Annotated in this window: 1 protein-coding gene and 2 pseudogenes; all 3 read left to right on the top strand. The window is 67.6% G+C overall.

Annotated features, from left to right (window positions below):
- A pseudogene (locus I71_RS31630) lies at nucleotides 1-682 on the top strand (ABC transporter substrate-binding protein); the annotation flags it as partial.
- 6 nt (nucleotides 683-688) lie between these two features.
- A complete protein-coding gene (locus I71_RS31625; RefSeq protein WP_049976434.1) occupies nucleotides 689-1657 on the top strand; it encodes an ABC transporter permease in 969 nt (322 codons plus the stop codon).
- A 3-nt stretch (nucleotides 1658-1660) separates the two neighbouring features.
- Nucleotides 1661-1842: pseudogene (locus I71_RS31620) on the top strand (ABC transporter permease); the annotation flags it as partial.

Here is a 1842-nt window from a genome sequence, read left to right as displayed (position 1 = left end):
GCCCTGGGGAAGATCGTTTGTTTGGGTACGCCAAGCCGGCGATCAGCCCGGTGCCGTCGTCGCTCGTCACCTTCCACAACGGCAAGCTGCCGCAATATCCCTTCGACGTGAAGAAGGCCGAGGCGCTGCTGACGAGCCCCGCTTCAAGCGCGACGCCAACGGCGTCCGCTTCACCCTGACCCACGATTTCCTGCCCTACGGCGACGATTACCGCCGCACCGGCGAGTTCCTGAAGCAGGCGCTGAAGCGCGTCGGCATCGAGGTCACCATCCGCTCGCAGGACAGCGCCGCCTTCATCAAGCGGGTCTATGTCGACCGCGACTTCGACTTCGCCATCTCCTACAACAACGCCTTCCCCGATCCGCAGATCGGCGTCGTCCGTGCCTTCTGGTCGGGCTGGCTCGGCACCGGCACGCCCTGGACCAACGGCTCGGGCTACCGCAACGCCAGGGCCGACGCGCTGATCCAGGAAGCCGGCGTCGAAGGCGATCCGGCCAAGCGGGTCGCCGAGTTCAACGAGTTCCAGGACATCGTGCTGGGCGACGTGCCGTCGCTGCCGCTGCTGGAGCTGAACTTCTTCTCGGTCTATTCGGCCGACCTTCAGGGCATCGTCGAACAGGGCGACCAGGTCTACTCGTCGCTGAAGAACGCGCGCTTCGTCGACGCCCCGAAGGCGAACTGACGCATCGTGCTGACCTATCTCAGGCGGAGCGCCGCCCAGTTGGTCTTCGTCCTGCTGGGCATCGCGCTGATCAACTTCTTCCTGCTGCATCTGGCGCCCGGCGACGCGGCCCAGGTGCTGGCGGGCGAGTCCGGGGCGGCGACGCCGGAATACATGGAGGCGCTGCGCCGCCAGTTCGGGCTGGACCAGCCGCTCTACATCCAGTTCCTGCGCTATCTCGGCAACCTGCTGACCTTCGACCTCGGCTATTCCTTCCGCCAGTCGCTGCCGGTGTCTGAGCTGATCCTGCAACGGCTGCCGGCGACGCTGCTGCTGATGGGGACCGCCATCGGCTTCGCGCTGGTCGCCGGCTGCTCGCTCGGTTTCCTCGCCGCCCGGCGGGCGGGGAAGCTGACCGACACAGTGATTTCCATCGTCGCGCTGCTGTTCTACGCCACGCCGGTGTTCTGGGTCGGCATCATGCTGATCGTCGTCTTCTCCGTCATGCTGGACTGGCTGCCGGTCGGCGGCATGACCAGCGTCGAGGCCAATCTGAGCGGCCTCGCCCTGGTCGGCGACGTGGCGCTGCATCTGGTGCTGCCGGCGGTGACGCTGGGGCTGTTCTACCTCGCCATCTACGCCCGGCTGATGCGGGCGGCGATGCTGGAGGTCTACGGCCAGGATTTCGTCCGCACCGCGCGGGCCAAGGGGGTGCGGCCGCGCCGCATCGCCTGGCGCCACGTCCTGCGCAACGCCCTGCTGCCGATCGTCACCACGCTCGGCGTGCAGCTCGGCTCCATCCTCGGCGGGGCGGTGCTGGTCGAGACGGTGTTCTCCTGGCCGGGGCTGGGCCGGCTGGCCTTCGCGGCGCTGTTCCAGCGCGACCTCAACCTGCTGCTCGGCATCCTGTTCTGCTCGTCGGTGGTCGTGGTTCTCGTCAACATCGCGGTCGATCTGGTCTATACGCTGCTCGACCCGCGCATCGAACTCGGCTGACCGATGGCCAATACCGACACCGTTTCCCTGCCGCCGACGCGGACTGATTTCCGCGACCGCACCGTCGGCCGGCTGCTGCGCCGCCCCTCAGCGCTGCTGGGCCTGATCCTGCTCGCGGGCATCCTCGCCATGGCGGCCTTTGCCGACATCGCCTTCCCCGGCGATCCGCTCGACATGGCGGGGAT

Source organism: Azospirillum sp. B506, assembly GCF_000333595.1.
Taxonomy (GTDB): domain Bacteria; phylum Pseudomonadota; class Alphaproteobacteria; order Azospirillales; family Azospirillaceae; genus Azospirillum.
This window is presented reverse-complemented; position numbering and strand designations above follow the sequence as displayed.